Source organism: Enterococcus sp. R12, assembly GCF_058135755.1.
Window position 1 is genome coordinate 702,448 of the sequence record NZ_CM176874.1, and the last position, 19,429, is coordinate 721,876.

17 protein-coding genes are annotated in these 19,429 nt (G+C 44.0%); 12 read left to right on the plus strand and 5 right to left on the minus strand.

The features are described 5' to 3' along the window. Positions 1 to 151 precede the first annotated feature (151 nt). The 5 genes from ACTW1R_RS03260 to glnA all read left to right on the plus strand — a co-directional run bounded on the left by ACTW1R_RS03260 (position 152) and on the right by glnA (position 5,126). Positions 152 to 901 carry a glycerophosphodiester phosphodiesterase gene (locus ACTW1R_RS03260; protein ID WP_489927402.1) on the plus strand — a complete coding sequence of 250 codons (750 nt, stop codon included), beginning with the start codon at positions 152 to 154 and terminating at the stop codon, positions 899 to 901. Then, a complete protein-coding gene (gene miaA / locus ACTW1R_RS03265) occupies positions 898 to 1,815 on the plus strand; it encodes a tRNA (adenosine(37)-N6)-dimethylallyltransferase MiaA (protein WP_005225164.1) in 918 nt (305 codons plus the stop codon). Before ACTW1R_RS03260 ends, miaA begins: the two co-directional genes overlap by 4 nt. Further along, positions 1,812 to 3,056, plus strand: coding sequence for a GTPase HflX (gene hflX, locus ACTW1R_RS03270; RefSeq protein ID WP_005225165.1), 1,245 nt, complete (start codon positions 1,812 to 1,814; stop codon positions 3,054 to 3,056). The genes miaA and hflX overlap by 4 nt, the downstream gene beginning before the upstream one ends. Before the next feature lie 289 nt (positions 3,057 to 3,345). Beyond that, positions 3,346 to 3,726 carry a MerR family transcriptional regulator gene (locus ACTW1R_RS03275; RefSeq protein WP_005225166.1) on the plus strand — a complete coding sequence of 127 codons (381 nt, stop codon included), beginning with the start codon at positions 3,346 to 3,348 and terminating at the stop codon, positions 3,724 to 3,726. A gap of 59 nt (positions 3,727 to 3,785) precedes the next feature. Beyond that, the gene (gene glnA / locus ACTW1R_RS03280) at positions 3,786 to 5,126 is read left to right on the plus strand and encodes a type I glutamate--ammonia ligase (RefSeq protein ID WP_005225167.1); all 1,341 of its coding nucleotides are present in this window, start codon (positions 3,786 to 3,788) and stop codon (positions 5,124 to 5,126) included. Between the two features lie 314 nt (positions 5,127 to 5,440). Here glnA and ACTW1R_RS03285 read toward each other — a convergent pair whose 3' ends face one another. Continuing rightward, on the minus strand, positions 5,441 to 5,830 hold the full coding sequence (locus ACTW1R_RS03285) for a YxeA family protein (protein ID WP_060792935.1): 390 nt from the start codon (positions 5,828 to 5,830) through the stop codon (positions 5,441 to 5,443). 234 nt (positions 5,831 to 6,064) lie between these two features. On the opposite strand from ACTW1R_RS03285, the gene ACTW1R_RS03290 reads away from it, so the two are divergent. From ACTW1R_RS03290 to ACTW1R_RS03300, 3 genes are all read left to right on the plus strand, one after another. Further along, positions 6,065 to 6,667, plus strand: coding sequence for a LysM peptidoglycan-binding domain-containing protein (locus ACTW1R_RS03290; protein WP_489927403.1), 603 nt, complete (start codon positions 6,065 to 6,067; stop codon positions 6,665 to 6,667). Positions 6,668 to 6,819: 152 nt separating this feature from the next. Continuing rightward, complete coding sequence (gene nagB, locus ACTW1R_RS03295) at positions 6,820 to 7,521, plus strand: glucosamine-6-phosphate deaminase (RefSeq protein WP_005225171.1); 702 nt, start codon at positions 6,820 to 6,822, stop codon at positions 7,519 to 7,521. A 232-nt stretch (positions 7,522 to 7,753) separates the two neighbouring features. Continuing rightward, entirely contained in the window at positions 7,754 to 8,464 is a 711-nt protein-coding gene (locus ACTW1R_RS03300; protein ID WP_034858162.1) for an MgtC/SapB family protein, read from the plus strand. Positions 8,465 to 8,543: 79 nt separating this feature from the next. Here the strand turns inward: ACTW1R_RS03300 and ACTW1R_RS03305 are convergent, their stop codons facing one another. The 3 genes from ACTW1R_RS03305 to ACTW1R_RS03315 form a co-directional block, all read right to left on the minus strand. Further along, positions 8,544 to 9,716, minus strand: a complete 1,173-nt coding sequence (locus ACTW1R_RS03305; RefSeq protein ID WP_074934473.1) for a glycoside hydrolase family 5 protein — start codon at positions 9,714 to 9,716, stop codon at positions 8,544 to 8,546. A gap of 1 nt (position 9,717) precedes the next feature. Continuing rightward, positions 9,718 to 10,926, minus strand: coding sequence for an MFS transporter (locus ACTW1R_RS03310; RefSeq protein WP_271813706.1), 1,209 nt, complete (start codon positions 10,924 to 10,926; stop codon positions 9,718 to 9,720). Positions 10,927 to 11,181: 255 nt separating this feature from the next. Continuing rightward, the gene (locus tag ACTW1R_RS03315; RefSeq protein WP_159161392.1) at positions 11,182 to 12,081 is read right to left on the minus strand and encodes a helix-turn-helix domain-containing protein; all 900 of its coding nucleotides are present in this window, start codon (positions 12,079 to 12,081) and stop codon (positions 11,182 to 11,184) included. A 199-nt stretch (positions 12,082 to 12,280) separates the two neighbouring features. Between ACTW1R_RS03315 and ACTW1R_RS03320 the strand changes: the two genes are divergently transcribed. After that, a complete protein-coding gene (locus tag ACTW1R_RS03320; RefSeq protein ID WP_271813707.1) occupies positions 12,281 to 13,951 on the plus strand; it encodes a glycoside hydrolase family 43 protein in 1,671 nt (556 codons plus the stop codon). A 132-nt stretch (positions 13,952 to 14,083) separates the two neighbouring features. On the opposite strand, the gene ACTW1R_RS03325 is transcribed toward ACTW1R_RS03320, so the two are convergent. Beyond that, positions 14,084 to 14,899, minus strand: a complete 816-nt coding sequence (locus tag ACTW1R_RS03325; RefSeq protein ID WP_271813708.1) for a DUF92 domain-containing protein — start codon at positions 14,897 to 14,899, stop codon at positions 14,084 to 14,086. 136 nt (positions 14,900 to 15,035) lie between these two features. Here ACTW1R_RS03325 and ACTW1R_RS03330 point away from each other — a divergent pair, with 136 nt between their 5' ends. The 3 genes from ACTW1R_RS03330 to glpK all read left to right on the plus strand — a co-directional run bounded on the left by ACTW1R_RS03330 (position 15,036) and on the right by glpK (position 19,427). Beyond that, the gene (locus ACTW1R_RS03330; protein ID WP_271813709.1) at positions 15,036 to 16,343 is read left to right on the plus strand and encodes an NAD(P)/FAD-dependent oxidoreductase; all 1,308 of its coding nucleotides are present in this window, start codon (positions 15,036 to 15,038) and stop codon (positions 16,341 to 16,343) included. Continuing rightward, complete coding sequence (locus tag ACTW1R_RS03335; protein ID WP_015509062.1) at positions 16,333 to 17,775, plus strand: AcpB/EbpR/MafR family transcriptional regulator; 1,443 nt, start codon at positions 16,333 to 16,335, stop codon at positions 17,773 to 17,775. Before ACTW1R_RS03330 ends, ACTW1R_RS03335 begins: the two co-directional genes overlap by 11 nt. Positions 17,776 to 17,906: 131 nt before the next feature. Continuing rightward, the gene (gene glpK / locus ACTW1R_RS03340; protein WP_005225176.1) at positions 17,907 to 19,427 is read left to right on the plus strand and encodes a glycerol kinase GlpK; all 1,521 of its coding nucleotides are present in this window, start codon (positions 17,907 to 17,909) and stop codon (positions 19,425 to 19,427) included. Positions 19,428 to 19,429 lie beyond the last annotated feature (2 nt).

A 19,429-nucleotide genomic window follows, 5' to 3' on the forward strand; every position in this document is an offset into this window, starting at 1 on the left:
ATCACACACACTCTTACTGCGATCATAGTAAGGGTGTTTTTCTTTGACCGAAACAAAGCGTTATTATGCATTAAGAGGATCGAAACAAACAGAGGCTTTTTGGTTCTAGGAGATTCCATGGTAAAATAAAGAGTGAGAATGGAGTGAAAGAATGATGGTACAAATCGTTGCCCACCGCGGGAGTAGCGGCAACCGACCTGAAAACACGCTACCAGCATTTGCGGAAGCGGTGCGGGTCAAAGCTGATATCATTGAGTTAGATGTACATCTATCAAAAGATGGCGGCTTGATCGTCATGCATGATGAAACGGTTGATCGAACGACCAACGGCAAAGGTCGGATCTGTGACCTGACGGTTGCTGAACTAAAAGAACTCAATGCTGGCAGCTGGTTTTCTGAGGAATTCCAAGCCGCCAAAGTCCCCACACTAAAAGAAGTGTTGGATTTACTTGCAGCGAAGAATTATCGTGGCATTTTGACGATCGAATTAAAAACCGATCATTATGAGTATGAAGGAATCGAAGCCAAAGTATCCGACTTAATTAATAGTCAAGAATGGCCCTTTACTCATTGGTATTGTTCCTTCAATATCGAGACCTTGGATCGGATCCATGCGATCGAACCGGATGCGACCCTTGATTTTATTATGGGACGCGGGGAAGACAAACCACCGTTGGCGCTCAGCCGACCGTATATCGAAGGAATTCATCCTGCCTATCGCTGGGTCCAAGAGACAGCAACGGTCTTAACTGATTTTCCGATCGCGATCCGTCCGTGGACTGTCAACGAAGAAGCGGCGATTCGCACCTGCTTGGCTCTGGGGTTGACGGGGATCATCACCGATTTTCCAGAAAAAGCTCGGGCAATTGTGCAACAGGTCCGCGAGGAAACAAAAGGATGAAAAAAGTCTTAGTAATCGTGGGACCGACCGCAGTCGGCAAAACCGCCTTGAGTATCCAGTTAGCCCAAAAATACCATGGGGAGATCATCAGCGGGGATTCCATGCAAATTTACCGTCAGTTAGATATCGGTACCGCCAAAGTGACGAAGGAAGAAATGGCAGGGATTCCTCATCATTTGATCGATATTCGTGGGATGACGGAAGCATACTCTGCCGCTGATTTCCAGCAAATGGGGCGTGAAGCCATCGAGACGATCCAGCAGCAAGGAAAGCTGCCGATCGTTGTAGGGGGAACAGGGTTATACATCCAAGCGCTTTTGTATGACTTTCGTTTAGGGGCAGAAGAAGGCGACCCAACGATTCGTCAGCGTTACGAACAAGAAGCAGTAGTCATCGGCAAAGAAGCTTTATGGCAAAAGCTGCAGGCGGTCGATCCCTTGGCAGCAGCGAAGATCCACTACAACAATGAGCGGAAAGTGATTCGTGCGTTGGAGGTTTTTGAAACGACTGGCGAAAGTATCGCTGCACCAAAAGAGACACCACAAGCTTTGTACGATTTCTTCATGATCGGGTTAACCACTGAGCGAGAAGTGTTATACCAGCGAATCAATCAGCGGGTGGACTTGATGATGGATCAAGGCTTGATCGAAGAAGCAAAAGCTGTTTTGCAGTATCCAGAAACGCAAGCCGCTAAGGGGATCGGCTACAAGGAATTTTTGCCCTATTTTCAAGGGCAGGCCACATTGGAGGAGACCATTGAGCAAATCAAGCAAAACTCACGCCGCTACGCCAAGCGGCAGCTGACGTGGTTCAATAACCGAGCACAGCCCCGATGGATTGATTTAGTGAGGCAACCTGAAGAACAACGTACCCTTGAAACAGAAATCGACCAATGGTTGGAGGAGAAAAGATGAGCCAAGAACGTGTGATTCTTGTCGGAGTAGAAACGGAGAAAAACTATCTTCATTTTGATTCGTCAATGAAAGAATTGAAAAGCTTAACAAAAACCGCCAATGGTGAAGTTGTTTTTTCACTGGTGCAAAAACGGCAGCAAGTCGATCGACAAACCGTGATCGGCAAGGGGAAAGTTGCGGAATTGCAGCAGTTGGCAGAAGCACATGAAGCAGATCTAGTGATCTTCAATCATGAACTGACACCAAGGCAAAGCCAGTTGATCGGTGATGCGCTAGAAGTGCCAGTGATTGATCGCGTTCAGCTGATCCTTGATATTTTTGCGATGCGTGCCCGTTCCAAAGAAGGAAAGCTGCAAGTAGAATTGGCGCAGCTGGATTATTTGCTTCCACGCTTGATAGGGCAAGGAAAGAACATGTCTCGGCTAGGGGGCGGAATCGGAACGAGAGGACCAGGGGAAACCAAGCTGGAGACCGATCGTCGACACATCCGCAACCGCATCACCATCATCAAACGGGAATTGAAGGAAGTGGCAGCCCATCGAGACCGGACACGCCAAAAGCGCAAAGACAGCCAAGTCTTTCAAATGGGCTTGATTGGTTATACCAATGCTGGAAAATCAACTATTTTAAACATTTTGACCAGTGCGGATACGTATGAACAAGACCAGTTGTTTGCGACACTTGACCCTTTGACGAAACGCTGGCGGATGCCAGAAGGATTCGAAGTCACCATTACCGATACGGTTGGTTTTATCCAAGAATTGCCGACCCAATTGATTGATGCGTTTCATTCCACACTGGAGGAAAGTCAAAACATGGACTTCTTGCTGCATGTCGTCGATGCCAGTTCCGAAGAACGGGTCCAGCAAGAGGAGACGGTCTTAAAATTAATGGAGGAACTTTCTTTGACCCAATTACCGATGTTGACGGTCTACAATAAGGCGGATCGCATCGACGCCGATCAGTTTGTCCCAACACTATTTCCCAATGTCTTGATCTCAGCAAAGAGTACCAAAGGCAAAGAGCGCTTGACTCAGGCGATCAAAATGGAATTGATGCAGATCATGCAGCCTTATCATCTGGTGTTGCAAGCCGATGAAGGCAATGCGCTGAATCGTTTAAAACGGGAGTCGCTAGTGTTGAGTAATGCCTTCGATGAAGCAACACAGACCTATCATATCAAAGGATTTGCGCTGGAGGATACCTATCCACTACGCAGAATGGCGCAAGAACAGGAATAAACAGAAACGGTGCAACCGATGCACCGTTTTTTTGTGGTGACAAAATTATGGGAGTATAAGTGGTTTGACTTTCTTCAAGTGCAAAACCCGAACATTTTTGGCTAAGGCACCATTTCTTCCAGAAAAAGGACTGCTTGAACATGCGATCAAATCAAGGGCCCAATGGAAAAATCAAAAAAATTTGCATTCATGTCACTTTTTCTAACATCAGGGGTTGACACACAAAAAAAGAATTGGTATAGTTTCCATAAAGTTACGCAGCATCATTGAAACGGAGGGGAGCCAAGTTATGCGGGAAAAAGAATTGCGGCGCTCAATGTCAGTCTTTCCTATCGGAACAGTCATGAAATTGACCGATCTCACCGCCCGTCAAATTCGTTATTACGAAGAACAAGAATTGATCCACCCGGAACGCAGCGATGGCAATCGACGAATGTATTCGCTGAATGATATTGATACCTTGCTAGAGATCAAAGACTATCTTTCCGATGGACTGAACATGGCGGGAATCAAACGAGTTTATGAAATGAAAGTTGCCAAAGAAAAAGAAGCGAAGAACAAACCGCCGCTGACCGATGAAGATGTACGACGAATTTTTTATGATGAACTCTTGGCTCAAGGTGGATTGAATCAACAACAGCCATACCAGCAAAAAGGTCCACGAATGTAGAGCATTAGTAGATCGTTGCTGTGATATAAAAAAAGAATTGGGAAAAAGGAAGGGATACTATGCCAAAATTTGAAAGAACTGCCGAAGACATCAAACAAATCGTAAAGGATGAGAACGTGCGCTTTTTACGCTTGATGTTTACTGATATTTTAGGAACGAACAAGAACGTTGAAGTACCTGTAAGTCAATTAGATAAAGTACTGGAAAACAAAATGATGTTTGACGGTTCTTCTATTGAAGGGTTTGTCCGTATTGAAGAAAGTGACATGTATCTGTATCCTGATTTGTCCACCTGGATGATCTTCCCTTGGGAAAGTGAACATGGCAAAGTGGCTCGTTTGATCTGTGATATCTACAATCCAGATGGCACCCCATTTGCAGGCGACCCTCGTGGCAACTTAAAACGGGCATTAGCTGACATGCAATCCCTTGGTTTTACTTCTTTCAATCTTGGACCAGAACCCGAATTTTTCCTATTCAAATTAGATGAAGCAGGCGAAATCACAACGGAATTAAACGACAAAGGCGGCTACTTCGATTTTGCCCCAACCGATCTAGGGGAAAACTGCCGTCGCGATATCGTATTAGAATTAGAAAGCCTTGGCTTTGAAGTTGAAGCGTCTCACCATGAGGTGGCACCAGGGCAACACGAGATCGACTTTAAATATGCGGATGCAGTGGAAGCATGTGACAACATCCAAACCTTCAAGCTTGTCGTGAAAACCATTGCTCGTAAACATGGCTTGCATGCGACCTTCATGCCAAAACCATTATTCGGTATCAACGGTTCAGGCATGCACTGCAACATGTCCTTGTTCAAAGGTGATGAAAATGTCTTCTTTGATGAAGAAGGACCAATGCAATTAAGCCAAACAGCGTATCACTTCTTAGGCGGTTTGATCGAACACGCCCGTGCTTACACGGCTGTCTGCAACCCAACCGTCAACTCTTACAAACGCTTAGTGCCAGGTTACGAAGCGCCTGTATACGTGGCATGGTCAGGACGCAACCGTTCACCATTGATTCGGGTACCAGAATCAAGAGGCTTGTCAACACGTTTGGAATTGCGTTCGGTTGACCCATCCGCTAACCCATACTTAGCAATGGCTGTTTTATTACAAGCAGGACTTGATGGCGTTAGACGTGAGTTGACACCACCACCAGCTGTTGACCGCAACATCTACATCATGAACGAAACAGAACGGGCAGAAGCACAAATCGAAGATCTGCCATCAACGATCCACAATGCCATCAAAGCATTGCGTAAAGACCAAGTGATGATCGATGCCTTAGGCAAACACATCTATGCCAACTTTGTCGAAGCAAAACGATTAGAATGGGCAGCCTTCCGCCAAACAGTCTCCGAGTGGGAAAGAGAACAATACTTGGAACTCTATTAAAATCGCAAAAAAAGCCGCTAGAGATAAACAATCTAGCGGTTTTTTTATGATGAAACCAGCGTTTATCCTATTGACTCTGGTTTTATTTATTTCCGATCGTCAATAGCTACTTGATCAAAGTTTGGGAAAAACCATTGCGAAGCTAGAGCGGTTCTGTCTATAAGAAGTGTAACTCTTGACCATTGGGAAAAATCAAAAAATACCAGTCGGGCGAGGACTGGTAAGAGGAAGAAAAATAGTTTTGGTATAAAACTAGCATAGTCGGTCAAAGTAAAATGAACCTTAAAAAGTAGAAAGTTTCTTGTAAGAAGTCCTTATTCGTCAAAGGTTTCCAGCTCAGATAGTATTTTTGCGGGGACTTCTGATTGAGGGACTTCATTGGGACCAGAAATGATGCGGGTCTTACTGATTTCTGCTTTGACTAAAGTATTTGGAGCCAATGGTTTTACATTTTCGCCCGTCAGGTCATAGGTCATGAGTTCTTTTTCACCATTTTTCTTTACGAATTCAAAGGTGTATTTGTAGGTAAAAGAGCCATCTATTTTTTCACCAGAATCGCTGTAGGTTTGTGTCTTTTCAGGGACTTTGTTGGGCGTGATAGCATAAGCCGTGATGCCGCGATACGTTGTTGCATAGTACGTGTAGCCGAAATAGCCGGCTACGACAATAATCAAAACGCCAAGCGTTACTAGTAGTTTTTTCATGGGTGTCATTCCTTTCCATTACTAGCATCACTATAGCATGTGGCCACTAAAAGCACTCATCGAAAGGGATAACAATATTGTAAGTTTAGCATTTTTGAATAAAAATCCTGTAACTTTCTGTTTAACAATTGTGATAATGAAAAATATTTCTGAAACCTTCCTGCAATATTGTAATGTTATTCTCTTACTTGTGCCCGATAGCGGGACAAATAATCAAAAGAGAGGTTTTTTCATTTGAAAAAATTTGCATTTACAGTTGTTGCAGGATTTGGTTTATTCATTGGCGGAACAGTTGTTTCAGCAGCAGAACAAACCCATGTTGTCAAACCAGGAGACACTCTATCTGGGATCGCTGCTACTTATCAAACAACGGTCGAAGACCTTTTAGCTTTAAATGATTCGATCGAAAATCCAAATATGATTTTTGATGGCGAAACATTGTTGGTTTCTAACGATGGCCAATCAGTAGAAAACAAAGAAACAAGTACGAAAGAAAGCACAGAAAAAAGTGAATCCACAGCGACTGCTAACGTGAGTCAAACCCGTTCAAGCGTTCCTGGTGCTGGTTCTGGTGTCTTGAATCCAGTGGATGGGATCAATTACTTCAATGGTGTGAGAGAATCGTACTACTCACAAAAAGTCTTGCCAGGAGGCGGATTGAATATCCCTGGTCGCCATGTAGCATCAGACGGAACCATCCGTGATGCCGATGGGTACATCGTTGTTGCTAGTGATAATCAACCGAAAGGATCGACTGGTCAATCATCTTTAGGTGCCTATAAAGTCTATGACACAGGTGTCGGTCATAGCGGTATTGATGTTTATACAAATTGGTAAACAAGTAGAATACGAGTAGAGACGAGCGCATTTTAGAGCTCGTCTTTTTTTATTGGCGAGAAAAAATCGTCATCTGGTCTAGACTAATTATTGTAATTAAACACAACCTGTGGTATTATTGGACTATACCAAATAGAAACGGAGCGCTGATCATGGAAATTATTCGCGTTAAAGATGCTGCTCAAGGCGGAAAGAAAGCTTTTGAATTGATTCAAGAAGGTATGGCAAATGGCGCCAAGGTCCTAGGCTTAGCAACAGGAAGCACGCCAGAGACCCTTTATGCAGAAATGACTGCCAGTGAAGTTGATTTTTCAGAAATGACTTCAGTCAACTTAGATGAATACGTAGGACTAGGCGGCGAAGACGAACAAAGCTATCGCTACTTCATGAATGCTCATTTATTCAATAAAAAACCATTCAAAGAAACCTTCGTACCAAACGGCAAAGCGGAAGACTTAGAAGCAGAATGCCAACGCTACGATAGTGTGATTGCGGATCACCCAGTTGATATCCAAATCTTGGGTATCGGTCAAAACGGACATATCGGCTTCAACGAACCTGGTGCATCTTTTGAAGGAACGACCTCAGTCGTTGATTTGACTGAATCGACCATCAATGCCAACAAACGCTACTTTGATAAAGTCGAAGACGTCCCAACGACGGCAATTTCAATGGGGATCGGTTCGATTATGCAAAGCAAAAAAATCATTTTGATGGCATTTGGCGAAGTCAAAGCGGATGCGATCCAAAAAATGATTGAAGGACCCGTAACCAACGAATTACCAGCTTCTGTTTTACAAAAGCATGATGACGTGATCGTGATCATTGATGAGGCTGCTGCAAGCAACCTGTAAAACAAAATCAGCCCTTTTCAGAAATAAGTCAGAAGGAAAAATGAGCCATCCTCGCAGCTTCCCCCTGCGCTTGTGCAGTAGCGCCAGCGCAGCTGCGAGCAATGGTTTGTAGCTAACTTGCTTATTTTCTGAGGGGGCTTTTTTTATTTGGCTGATTCGGCGCTGTTTTTTTCTTTTTTTCATCAGAGATGCTATAGTTAAAAGAGAGAATACGAAGAAAAGAGGGATGCCAATGGTTGATATGCATTTATCCATTCCTGAAGTAGCGCTGAGATTGCTGCTGGCAATGATCATGGGAGGAGCGATTGGGTACGAGCGGCAATACAAAAGCCGACCAGCTGGTCTTAGAACCCACATCTTGGTTTGCATGGGGGCTTGTGTCATTGCTTTGATCCAAGTGGAGATCGCCACAGGTGCCATGCGAGATGCGCTGGATCATCCAGATTTAGCGGGCGTGATTCGTTCAGACGAAGCACGATTGATCGCCCAAGTCGTCAGCGGGGTCGGTTTTCTAGGCGCCGGAACGATCATTGTGACGAAGCGCTCGGTGACGGGGTTGACGACGGCTGCTTCCTTATGGGCGATCGCAGGTTTAGGAATTGCCATCGGGATGGGCTTTTACACCATCGCATTAAGCAGTTTTATCGGGATCTTCTTTGCATTGACGATCGTTAAGCGGATCGTCCGCGTACCGACAGCAAAAAAATTAGAGATCCAGTACATCCATCGCACCGAGACCAAAGAGTTTTTGACGGAGTACTTCCAAGAGAAAAATATCGTGATCGAAGATGTCAATTTTGATGTCAAATTCATGGAAGACTATCGCATTTATACCAACATTTATACGATTGATCTTCCCCGAGGACTAGGCTTTTCTGAAGTGATCGAAGAATTGTCTGTCTACAAAAATGTCACGAAGATCCGCTTAGTGGATATTGCTTAAAAGCAAAAAAAAAGCGAGATTGAAACGTAACGCAAACAGGTATCGTTTGCTTCGTTCCAATCTCGCTTTTTGTTGTGTTTTAGAAACGTGGATCGATCCAGTTTTTTGCCATAGCGCGACTAGCATCCCAGGAATCCCAGCCATACCAAGCAGGCTCATTGATCGTATCGATGGATAACTTATAGGTCCAGTACATATGTCCGGCTCCTTGGTTCCAAGCTGTGATTGAAGCACGCCACAAAGTTTGATAAACTTCTTCTAATTCACTTTTTGTCAAACTACGGTTACTGCTGAATTCTTCTTGTGTTGGATTGATGCCGCCTTTGGTATCTGTACCAACAGCATAGGAGTTGAACAAGGACCACTCTCCAACAAAAACCTCGACATATTGTGCAACCGTGGCGATCTCTTTGGCTAAGCCATCAATGAAAGACACGTAGGCTTCCAAGGATTGCTCTGTGCCGGCCATTTCTGCCATCATAACGTATTGGTGCGTATCTAGCATGACATTGTGAAAATCGTTTTGGGCGAAAAACTCTTTCCAAGCATGCAATTGGAAGCCGTCATGAAAGACGATCACTTTGTCATTGCTTAAATAGTTGCGCATTCTTCGATAGGCATCTTGATAAAAAGTTTTCAAAAAGTCTAAAGAGATTGGTGCGCTACCTTTTGCTAACGCAAGATCACGAGGTGGAAAACGATCCATGGGATTCATGCTGTGCCATACTTCACCATCTGTGATCGGTTCGTTTAATACTTCAATGCCCCACAATGCTTCGTGATCTGCATATCTTTGCGCCAAACGTTCCAAGACCGTTAATTCGAACGCCACTTCTTCGGGCATTTGTGCCCATCTGACTACACCCGAGAGACCACCATTGTCAAAACCATTTTGGCTGAAGGGTGCGGTATGAAGATCGATCAAGATTTTTAGGTCATAAGCCTTCGCCCAAGCGAAGGCTTTATCCAAATAGTCGATACAGCCAATAAAGGGGGCACGATCACCAAAAATAAAATAAGGGACAGGTATTCGAACGGTATTGAAGCCAGCTGCTGAAATGCGCAAGAAATCAGCTTCAGTGATGAATGTTTCACGATGAATCAACAACCGTGCTTGGTATTCAGCTTCTGGTAGATCATAGGCTAAATAATACTCGTCATCGGCAGGTGTTCCTTGAAAGAGACTAGGTGCCATCCATTTTTCTAATACAAGCCAACCGCCTAGGTTGACGCCTCTAAGTTTTTGTTCCATCTTATAGTTCCTCCTTACTAATAGGTGTGGTCGTTTTGTTGAAAGCGAGAAATAGAAAAATCAGAGCAATGATAGCCATGATTCCGGCAGCGATTCTGACTTGCATGACTGCCGTTGTCATGCCAAGTAGTTGACTGATAAAGTTTATGACATAGGGGGAGGAAAAAGCACCAAGATTACAAGCGACCATTGCCAAAGAAACAACTAAGTTATTGGCTTCTGGATCTACATCGCTAAGAATGACACTGTATACATAAGGCACTACAAGATTGGCAAGATAAACCACTAATAGACCAATGAAAAAGACGGTCATCGTAGGTGCTAAGGTTATCGTGAAAAAACCAACCATTGCGAAACTGATGACGACAACTGGCGTAAAGCGCTTTAATAATTTGGTGATTTGACCAAAAGCTAATGCGACCAAGCTGCTAAAAATACCGGCGATCGCTAATGAGGTGGAAAGAAATCCTTGATTCGTCAGCGCCAATTCTTGAATCAGTAATGCAGAAGAAGTAATGACGACCATCAAACTAATGAAGAATAAAAAGAGAGTCAAAATACCTAAAGTTACGCTTAATGGCAGCTTTCTTCTTTTTGCAGCGGTGGTTGATGGCTGCGTTGTTTTTACGGGTTTTTCATTGACGTTGCGGTAACCGAAAAGAAAAAGAAAGAGAATCGGTAAGATGACCAAGTACACTAAGAATGAAGCTTGCCACGAGATCGTTAACAGTAGGCCCGCAGCGAACGTCGCTAGGCTATTCCCTAAAGTCATCACGGCTGATTGAATACCTAATAAATTTTTTTGCTCGGCACCTGTAAAGTTGTCGCCGATCAAGGAGACGGTCATTGAGTTAAAGAGTCCCAGACCTGCGCCAAACAAAATACGGGCAAATAAAATCAAGCCAAAGTTCATTGTAAATGCCGGTAAGATGCCACCGACTAAAGCGATCATCAAGCCTAAACAGACCGTTCGCTTTTTGCCAAGTGCTTTGATAAACCATGAACTTAGCAGAATGAAAATCAAGATTGCCATTGATGGCAGTGTCAAAATAGATTGGATTTGTGCGGTGGTTCGGTCAGAAAAATCGTTCATAATAAAAGGTACGGCTGCTGCTACTGCACCAGCAGCTTGTACGACCAATGAAAGACTCAAAATTCCGATTTTTAACGGCAACCGACTTTTGATTGACATTGAATTTTCTGAAATCATACATATTCCCCTTAATGTAGTGCAAAGCAAGTGTGCTGAGAATACCCACTCATCTTGCTCTTTTGCAACTAACTGTTTTTATTCCTGCAAACGATTTCTTGGTATTAATCATAAAGAATGCAGACAGGACTTGAAATATCAAAAAAAAGGGGAAATTTACCATTTTTCATTTATTATGCGAAAAAAAAGCTTTTTTTCGCATCCTCAGAGGAAGAAGTAGGGGTCGCTTTTCTCGAATCATTATTTGTCGATTATTTATTTTGCTGCTTCTAACTGGAGCTTACGGTATTTATTCGGCGATATATTTGCCCATTTTTTGAATTGTCTCGTAAAGTGGGCGGCATTTTGATAGCCAATGATCTCAGCGATTTCGGCGATGGTCAATTTGGGTTGATGGAGATAGAATTTTGCCTGGTTGAAACGTAATTGATCTAAGTACTGTTTTGGACTACTAGCATAAACTTTTTTGAAAACCGTCAGCATCGTACTATTACTAATGTTCAATGAATTGGCTGTATAACTCATGGAAAGCAAGGCTTTGTTTTCTTCCGTTGGGCTTTGTGTGTACGTACGAAAATTTTGTTGGATCGCTTCAGCGATCGCTTTTGCTAAAATAAGGGAAGTGTTATCTGTATGCGCTAACTGATTTTTTTCATCTTCGACATAGTCTAGTAAGGCACGCATCAGTTCTAACAGTAAGATCTCAATGGCGATTTTTTCTTTCATTCCAAAGTATCCGCTTGCCAAAAACGCAATGTATTGCTGAAGGATCGCAACGATCGCTTGGTAGGCGGGATTCGTCTTTTTTAATAGTAAAGGACAATACATCAACAACTGTTGCTGAATCTCAGGATCATCAAGATCGAAATGCATACAAAAATACTCTAAACCTTCTGCTACGAGACAAGTATTTTCATGAGCGGTACCAGGCGGTATCAGGATCACATCATTTGCCACAAAATCAAACTGCCTGCCTTCAAAAATTGTTCGCTGCTCTCCATCAATGATCATCATGATCTCAAAAGCAAAGTGGGTCTCTTGTGGTGCACACCATCCTTGGGAAACACGTTGCTTGTGTCCGCCAAAGGTTTTTAAATTGATATCGATATCGGGTAATTTGACCAGCTGTTCTAGCCATTTAGGTGTTGGGTTCATTCAGAACGACCTCCTTAAAAATGAAAAATGGTAAGTATTGGCTTTTTTTTGATATTCATTCTACCCTAAAAGTTTCGTAAGATAAATGTAGCAACTAAATAAAACGGTTTCAATTTATCGCCTTCGCCTGCAAACGATGATAAAAAAACTGTCGTTTGGTTGCAAAACGAATAAAAAGTTAAGAATAGGAAGGAAGCTTATGACAATCATCAAAAATCCAGTTATTCCTGGAATGGCGCCTGATCCCTCTATCATTTGTGTGGATGAGCGTTATTATATCGCAACTTCAACCTTCCATTGGACACCTGCGATTCAACTTTTCGAATCAAAGGATCTTGCGAATTGGCAACTTGTTGGCTATGCCTTGAACAATGAAGAAGTGAATTTACGTGGAACCAATACACCAGCTGGTATTTGGGCACCGCATTTATCTTATGATCCACAAACAAAACGATTTTGGCTGGCGTATTCACATATGGTCAACATGGCAGGACGTGAATTTAATGCTGATTCTTATGCCATTTGGGCGACTGACATTCGAGGACCATGGTCAGAACCGATTTATTTTACCTCAATTGGCTTTGATCCAGCGCTGTTTCATGACGAGGATGGGCGGCATTATTTAACGATTTTGGAATGGGAAACAAGAGAAGGTTATCAAGCGCCGGGGCATATTGTTCTTGCGGAGATCGACTTGCCTTCAGGTAAATTACTGTCCCCTTGGCATCGCGTAACGCAAGGATTCACCACCAGAGGGTGTGCGGAAGCACCTCAAATCTACAAGCATCAAGGGGCGTACTTTTTATTGCTGGCATCTGGAGGCACGGGCTATGCTCATGGTGTGGAAGTCGGTCGCGCAGATACTATTTTTGGTCCTTATGAAGCGCATCCTTCAGGCGAACCGATCCTTACTTCTTCTCCAAGGCATCTGTTTTCTTTGGGGGACCCTGATGCTGGGCATTTTGAAATGGTCAATCCTCATTCAGTGATGCAAAAAGCAGGACATGGTTCGCTCGTCCATACCCATACTGATGAATGGTTCATGGCTCATTTAATGTCAAGACCCTTAGAGGGGCAGCTGTTGAATCCTCTTGGAAGAGAAGCTTCTATTCAAAGGATGCACTGGACCGAGGACAATTGGTTGGAAATGGAAGATAGAAGCAATTTGGCAAAAATGACTTTTAAAGGATTAGCTGGTGTTCCAATTGACAATGAACCAAACACTGATTTATTTGATTCATTTCAAGAGCCGCAGTATCTGTTAGAATTTATGACACCGTATCGCCAACAGCATCAGTCATGGGTCAGTACGCAAAAGCGGCAGGGGTTCTTACGGATCTATGGGGGCAATTCCTTGTTTTCACAGATGAATCCTGCCATCATGGCAACACGAGCAACCTCTTTCACCTATGAGGTGGAGACCTTGTTGGAGTTTCAACCGAACCATTATTCACAAACAGCAGGACTTGGGCTTTATTATGATTCAAACAATTGGTTATATGCTCATGTTACCTATTCAGAAGAAAAGCGATGTCCTTATTTGACTCTCTTACAAGCAAAATTAGGACAAAGGATCGAATATGTAAATACGCGCGTCGTCGTTCCCGAAGGAAATATTCAGCTGAAAATTGGATACGACCACGGGATCGCAAATGTCTACTATCGATTAGAGGAACAAGAGACTTGGCAAGTTGTGCTCCAAGATCTGTCAGTGGCTTACTTATCTGATGAAGGAGTCAATGGAATGCCTGGAGAAATAGGTGGCTTCACAGGATTGTTTAATTTTATTGGTGCCGTGGATGCACATCAACATCAATCCTATGCTGATTTTGCTTATTACAAAGTGACGAATCATTCGCCTGCATCTTAAGCAGGCTCCTTATGGAGTGAGCACCCGTATCATTCTTTCACTAAACAAATAAAAACCTTCAAGAGAAACACAAACGTGTAGCTCTCGAAGGTTTTTTGTATGAAGGAACTGTCATCGCAGTGGATTGCCTGATTACTTGAAAAAATAGCCAGTTAGCAAGACCGATACAATAACGATCACTATTGAAGTCAGCAAATTGACCCCTTCATTCGTTACAAAGGAAAGACCGCCGACTTGCTTGGTGGCAACGTCGTGGTGGACTTTTTTTTCGGTGTATTGGAGACAGACAGGGCATTGATAGCGCACCTGAATCGTTGCGCCCAGTAAGCTGTCCAAGAGACTGCCGCCAAAGCCTAAAGCAGTCAAGGTCAACCAGAGATCAAAGGAGAACGGCTTGCCGTTCAACCATAAGGCTGCTGCGAATAAACCAGTGATGGCGAGACTCCCTGCTAGGGAAGCGGCAGTTCCCAACCAACTGACACCGCCGGAAAGTCCCGGTGGTAATTTTTTTCCCGTTAGTAAGTGACGCGGTGGACTTGGACTCAGCACGCCTATTTCTGAGCCCCAAGTGTCAGCCGTACAGCTAGCGATTCCCGCCACAAATCCCCAAAGGAATAGCGGTTCTTTCGTCCAAAAGGCAAGCAGTAGAGCAAAGATGCTTGGTGCGATGTTCGCAAAGACTTGTTTTGCATCACGGCGAGCACCTTTGGCAAGCACAGCTAACTCTGGCTGACTGCGCATTTTCTTTAAAAGTCCAATGATGCCAGAGCTGGCAAAGAAAAAGCCAATCAAAAAGATGCTGTACCACGGACCAAAGCCAATGACCAGTGTGCCGCAAAGAATCGCAGCCAGTGCGCCAGAAACAGTCAGCCACTGAAAGACGAATGCTGCCGCTGCAACGAATGTACTGGCAAACAATCCCAGCATGAATTGATAAAAGAAAACCATTTGAACACTCCTTTGCGTATAGTGTAGCATAGGTCTCATTTATTTTACCGCAGTTAACAAAAAAATAGTCAGCCTGATAGCTTTTTACTCGTCAAATGAGAGCGTTTCATTTAAGCTAAGGGAGAGAGGTGATCCAATGAAAATCATTATCGTAGGCGGGTCCTTTGGGGGTGTCAGTTGCGCCCGTGAAGCACGCCGATTATACCCTGACGCAGAGATTTTATTGATAGAAAAAAAAGCCCATCTTGGGTTTGTTCCAAGCGGTTTGTTATTGCTGATCGAAGGCAGGATCGCATCGCTGGAAGAAGCATTCTTTTGTACGAAGGAGCAGCTGGAGGCAGAAACGATCGACGTTGCCTTAGAAGAAACGCTTCTGGAGATTTTTCCTTCGGATCATCGGATTCGAACGGATCAGCGAGAACTAAGTTATGATCGACTCGTCTTGGCAGCAGGCTCCAGTCAAGATTCCACTGTTTTGCCACAACCAGAAGAAGCACTACTGACCTACAAGGAATATGATGCAGCCAAGCATTTCTTGCAGCAATTGCCCCAAGCAGAGTCGATTACCATCGTAGGTGCTGGTCAAGCGGGGATGGAAGCGGCGAATACCTTGACTGCGATCGGAAAAAAAGTCAGTGTGATCGAATCAATGTCATATCCTTTATTCAAGTACTTTGATCACGATTTTTTGCAGCCCTTTTTAACGGAGATCGAAAAAATCCCCAACTTGCAGCTGCATTGGTCCAAGCCAACTTTGGCAGTCGTTAAAACGGAAACAGGCTTTCGGATCGAAACCGCCGATCAAGGCTATGAAAGCGATCTGGTATTGACGACAGTCAACGTTCATCCTCGCTTGCCAGAGGCATTTGCGGTCTTTGAATTACACAGTGATCAAACCATCTGGACAGATGCCTACTTGGAAACTTCTGCCACGGATATTTTTGCGGTCGGCGATTTGATCCAAATTCCAAATGCTATTACGAAAGACACGGTCTATATGCCCTTAGTCAACAATGCTGTTCGCTCAGGAATCGCAGCAGCTCGTAATCTGGCAAGCAAAACCACCCCGTTTCGTGGTGGATTGCGGACAGTCGGAACGCAACTGTTTGGGTGGTACTTAGCAAGCACCGGCTTGACCGAGTCGGATCGGTTTTTCTTCGAATCTCCGATCGTCTGTCATGCGTTTACTGCCGCCAGTTCCTTGTTTGATCCAACACAGGTTCATGGAAAAGTGATGATCGAACAAGCCAGCGGCCGAATCGTTGGTGCGCAGCTTTTATCAAAAGCCAATATTTTGGAAAAAATCAATTTACTAGCGTTTGCGATCGAGCAGCAGGCAACGATGGAGGAGTTGACCCAAAAAGACTTTTTCTTCCATCCACGATTCACTAATGTAATCGACGAAACTTTTCTGTGGTCGGGAAGTGATGCCGATGAGACTTGATCAGTTATTAGAAAAAAAAGAAGCAAAGCAATTGCAGCTGCTCAAAAAGCTTTTACTGGTGGGCGGAAAAATGGAGCTGCACGAGCTGGCGAGCTATCTTGGCATCAGTAAGCCTTCCTTGGAAAAATATGTGGAGGAGTTGCAAGATGAGCTGGCTCACTACCAAGAGCAGTGTCAGTTGTATTATCGAAAAGGTGTCCTGGTCTTTGAAATGAGTCCCACTTTTTCCCTCAATCAAATCGAATGGGCGTTTTATCGGTCAGCATTGAAATTTCAAATCCTCGAGCATCTTTTGCAGCATCAAGAGGTGACCACTGTCCAGCTGGCACAAAAATTAGCGGTCAGCGAGTCATCCTTGTTTCGCAAAATCAAAGAGCTAAATGGCTTGCTAGCAGAATTCGAGTTAGAGATCTGGCAAGGAAAGCTGATTGGGGAAGAAACGCAAATTCGTTATTTCTATTTTGAACTCTTTTGGTATGTCCATTCTTTCGACAGTCAGCCGCTGCCGATCGATGAAAAATACGTCGGTCTGATCACACGAGGTCTGAACATGACCTTCACGAAAGAAGCCCAACAGCGCTTGTCCCTATGGCTGAGGATCATGAAGGCGCGACTGAAAATTGCTACTCAATCCTTTCAAGTCTTACGGGAGAAAATGGTACCCTACACGAAAGATCCTTTGTTTCAGCAATTACGGGAGTTGGTATTTCGTGGGTTTGGCCATTATGCATTAGAAGTCAGAGAAGAGGAGGCGATGCTGCACTTTGTCTTTTTACTGTCGTTCTCGGTGTTATCCGAACACGATCTGCAAGTGTATATGCTGCAGCGTTCTCGGTTTACACCAACTGCCTTGACGGATACCTTGATTTTGGAACATATTTTGCATCTCTACCGCCCATCGTTTGTTCCCCGTGAAATCGAAGCCACTTGTTATGGTCACCTGCTGCAGATCCACAGCCGCGTGTATTTTTTCAAAGGGGATGTGGAGGTTTTTGATCGAGAAAATATTTGGCAGTTAGAAGCGCAGCTATCCAGTCGTAACATCCAGCAAATCAGTCACGAACTATTGGATAAGGCTTTAGCAGAGCTTGATATCAAGCCATCTGATAAAAATAGTTTGTTGATGATGACGATGGTCAAATACTTGAGCGTGATCACGATCATCGATTATCAAATCAATCGGGAGTTTCGCGTCGGGATCGCTTTGAAAATGGATGAACTGTTTAAAGAAGCCCTCTATTACATGTGGCTGCTGTATCTCAAAAATTTGAATGGCGTAGTCGTAGAACGCTATCGCCCGGAACAAGAATATGATTTGATCTTGGCAAATTATGCTATCGAGACGAAAACACCGACTTATCGAATCAGTGAACTAGGTACCGCTTATGATCGGGAAACGATCAAAAAAATGATCCGCGAACGCTTTCAATAGTGGATTTCGTCAATTTCTTAGAAATTTGAAAAAAAATTGACGAACCACATTGCGAAAGTTCAGCTAAAATAAAAGCAAGTCAGAAAGCGCTAACAAGAAAAGCGTATAAAAAACTAAAGGGAGCGAATCAAATGGCAGAAAAAAATTATGTAATGGCGATCGACCAAGGAACCACTAGTTCAAGAGCAATTATTTTTGATCGTAACGGGAAAAAAATCGGCAGTTCACAAAAAGAGTTTCCGCAATACTTTCCAAAATCGGGTTGGGTAGAACACAACGCCAACGAAATTTGGAACTCTGTCCAATCAGTCATCGCAGGGGCATTTATTGAATCAGGTATCCGACCAGAAGCAATCGCCGGCATCGGGATCACCAACCAGCGTGAAACGACAGTGGTTTGGGACAAAACGACAGGCCAGCCGATCGCAAATGCAATCGTTTGGCAATCCCGCCAATCTTCACCGATCGCTGACCAATTAAAAGCAGATGGCCATACAGAGATGATCCATGAAAAAACTGGGTTAGTCATTGATGCGTATTTCTCAGCGACCAAGGTGCGCTGGCTTTTAGACAATATCGAAGGGGCACAAGAAAAGGCGGATAATGGCGAGCTACTTTTCGGAACGATCGATTCATGGCTTGTGTGGAAACTGACAGATGGGCAAGTCCATGTCACCGATTACTCCAATGCTAGTCGGACGATGCTTTACAACATTCATAAATTAGAGTGGGATCAAGAAATCTTGGATCTTTTGAACATTCCAAGCTCGATGTTGCCAGAAGTCAAAAGCAACTCAGAAGTCTATGGTCACACCCGCAGCTACCATTTTTACGGCAGTGAAGTACCAATCGCTGGAATGGCTGGGGACCAACAAGCCGCCCTCTTTGGACAAATGGCCTTTGAAAAAGGCATGATCAAAAATACTTACGGCACTGGGGCATTTATCGTCATGAATACGGGTGAAGAACCACAATTGTCTGACAATGACCTACTGACGACCATCGGGTATGGCATCAACGGCAAAGTCTATTATGCCTTAGAAGGAAGTATCTTCGTTGCTGGATCAGCGATCCAATGGCTGCGGGACGGTCTACGAATGATCGAGTCTTCTCCGCAATCAGAAGAAATAGCTGCCAAAGCAAAAGGCGATAATGAAGTGTATGTGGTGCCTGCCTTTACTGGATTGGGTGCACCTTATTGGGATTCAGATGCAAGAGGAGCCGTCTTTGGCTTGACTCGTGGGACGACGAAGGAAGATTTTGTTCGGGCAACATTGCAAGCTGTTGCGTATCAATCAAAAGATGTCATCGACACGATGAAAAAAGATTCTGGCATCGATATCCCATTGCTGAAAGTCGATGGCGGTGCAGCCAAAAACGATCTATTGATGCAGTTCCAAGCGGACATTTTAGACATTGACGTGCAACGAGCAGCGAATCTGGAAACAACCGCATTAGGTGCAGCTTACTTGGCAGGGCTAGCGGTTGGCTTCTGGAAAGACTTGGATGAATTGAAATCAATGGCAGAAGAAGGGCAAATGTTTACACCAGAAATGCCAGCAGAAGAAAGAGACAATTTGTACGAAGGCTGGAAACAAGCGGTGGCAGCTACTCAGACCTTCAAATTCAAAGCGAAGAAAGAAGGCGAGTAAGC

Excerpts from the sequence above, each read along its gene's own strand:
- ACTW1R_RS03260 (WP_489927402.1), top strand. The coding sequence starts at position 152 with ATGATGGTACAAATCGTTGCCCACCGCGGGAGTAGCGGCAACCGACCT.
- miaA (WP_005225164.1), top strand. The coding sequence starts at position 898 with ATGAAAAAAGTCTTAGTAATCGTGGGACCGACCGCAGTCGGCAAAACC.
- hflX (WP_005225165.1), top strand. The coding sequence starts at position 1,812 with ATGAGCCAAGAACGTGTGATTCTTGTCGGAGTAGAAACGGAGAAAAAC.
- ACTW1R_RS03275 (WP_005225166.1), top strand. The coding sequence starts at position 3,346 with ATGCGGGAAAAAGAATTGCGGCGCTCAATGTCAGTCTTTCCTATCGGA.
- glnA (WP_005225167.1), top strand. The coding sequence starts at position 3,786 with ATGCCAAAATTTGAAAGAACTGCCGAAGACATCAAACAAATCGTAAAG.
- ACTW1R_RS03285 (WP_060792935.1), bottom strand. The coding sequence starts at position 5,830 with ATGAAAAAACTACTAGTAACGCTTGGCGTTTTGATTATTGTCGTAGCC.
- nagB (WP_005225171.1), top strand. The coding sequence starts at position 6,820 with ATGGAAATTATTCGCGTTAAAGATGCTGCTCAAGGCGGAAAGAAAGCT.
- ACTW1R_RS03300 (WP_034858162.1), top strand. The coding sequence starts at position 7,754 with ATGGTTGATATGCATTTATCCATTCCTGAAGTAGCGCTGAGATTGCTG.
- ACTW1R_RS03305 (WP_074934473.1), bottom strand. The coding sequence starts at position 9,716 with ATGGAACAAAAACTTAGAGGCGTCAACCTAGGCGGTTGGCTTGTATTA.
- ACTW1R_RS03310 (WP_271813706.1), bottom strand. The coding sequence starts at position 10,926 with ATGATTTCAGAAAATTCAATGTCAATCAAAAGTCGGTTGCCGTTAAAA.
- ACTW1R_RS03315 (WP_159161392.1), bottom strand. The coding sequence starts at position 12,081 with ATGAACCCAACACCTAAATGGCTAGAACAGCTGGTCAAATTACCCGAT.
- ACTW1R_RS03320 (WP_271813707.1), top strand. The coding sequence starts at position 12,281 with ATGACAATCATCAAAAATCCAGTTATTCCTGGAATGGCGCCTGATCCC.
- ACTW1R_RS03325 (WP_271813708.1), bottom strand. The coding sequence starts at position 14,899 with ATGGTTTTCTTTTATCAATTCATGCTGGGATTGTTTGCCAGTACATTC.
- ACTW1R_RS03330 (WP_271813709.1), top strand. The coding sequence starts at position 15,036 with ATGAAAATCATTATCGTAGGCGGGTCCTTTGGGGGTGTCAGTTGCGCC.
- ACTW1R_RS03335 (WP_015509062.1), top strand. The coding sequence starts at position 16,333 with ATGAGACTTGATCAGTTATTAGAAAAAAAAGAAGCAAAGCAATTGCAG.
- glpK (WP_005225176.1), top strand. The coding sequence starts at position 17,907 with ATGGCAGAAAAAAATTATGTAATGGCGATCGACCAAGGAACCACTAGT.